The following is a 1,394-nucleotide window of genomic DNA, read 5'->3' as shown; positions in this document are numbered from 1 at the left end:
GTTTTTATTATTTTTTAGTTAAGTGGTAGGATAATGCCCTTAAGTGTCAATGCTTTCTGCCGGATCGGTACTTGAGAAATATTGATTGATGAAAAAAATACGGTAAACGGTTGTTCATAAGAGCTATCCTTAGCATGAACGACATGCAACTAATACAATGATCAAAAAATACTGTGAGAGTCAGTGAGGCAGACATTATTGTCTATTCATTGCAATCATTTAATAATGATACATTACGTATCGTCTTAAAATCTAGCAGAGGAGCAAACAAAGGTCAATCAGTAGACCTTGAGAGTCACGGTACTGATGCAATGGTTTATTTTTAATGAAGAGATACTAGCCACTTTGAGATAAATTAAACCGTATTCAAATGTCAGGCATAACTTATAAGTGTGGTGATATCAATGATAAGAGAGCTTAAAACCTTTGTCGCCGTTTGCGAGTTAGACAGTTTTGCTGCGGCAGCTCGGCACATTAACCTGACCCAGTCTGCAGTCAGCGCACAAATAAAAACCTTGGAAGACAACTTAGGGTTATCTTTATTCACCCGTTCTGCTCGTGCCATCACGCTTAATCCGCAAGGCACGCGCGTATTACCAATCGCCAAAGAGATTTTGGCGCTTTACTCCACAATGCAGCTGTCTTCAGATACCGATATTGCCAGCTATTACGGGCAGCTTAGGATTGGCTCGATCAACTCCGTGCAAGTGGGTATCTTACCAGAGGCGCTAAAGGCGATTACGTTGCTTGCCCCACTCATGCAGACAGAAATTGTCCCCGGGCGTGCTATAGAGTTATTTGAAAAACTAGAAGTCGGGGAGATAGATGCGGCGATTACGATACAGCCAGCATTTACTTTGCCAAAAGACATCGTTACCCAGTCTATTATGACCGAGCCTTACGTGCTCATTAGCCCCAAAAAATGGCCGTTTCATAGCCTCAGACAGACGCTCGAGCAGCATCCTTTTATTCATTACACCTTGCAGTCTTCAGCGGGTGCAAAGTTAAATAAATTCTTTAAACAACAAGACATCAAGGTCAATACGATCATGGAGATCAATGACCTTGATGCTATCGTTCGGATGGTGGAGTCAGGTTTGGGCGTGGCGTTGATTCCTTATGCAGGACTATGGATTAGAAGTACGCCGCCCGTCCAAATTCACCATTTAGGGGATAACAGTTTGGTGCGCGAGGTTGTGCTAGCATATCGTTATACGGATCGTGAGCAGCCACAGATCAATGCCTTAAAGCAAGCGTTGGGGCTGTAAGTGAGTCAAGAGTCTTATAAAATCTAGCTTGTCTCACTGAAGCTAGGTGTTTGCTTGTGCCACGCATAATTAGCGATCAATCCATTGTCTCAATCAGTAAAACTTCTTATAAAAAATCTCATAAAA

General features: G+C 42.4%; 1 protein-coding gene. It reads left to right on the top strand.

Annotated elements, in window-relative coordinates; translation table 11 throughout:
* Positions 1-404 precede the first annotated feature (404 nt).
* Positions 405-1,268 carry a LysR substrate-binding domain-containing protein gene (locus ACS8FC_RS14155; protein ID WP_439297228.1) on the top strand — a complete coding sequence of 288 codons (864 nt, stop codon included), beginning with the start codon at positions 405-407 and terminating at the stop codon, positions 1,266-1,268.
* Positions 1,269-1,394: the final 126 nt, after the last annotated feature.

It is taken from the genome of Psychrobacter sp. 1Y4 (genome assembly GCF_051847555.1).
Note: the sequence above shows the minus strand (reverse complement) of the source record. Positions and strands in the feature narration are given on the sequence as shown.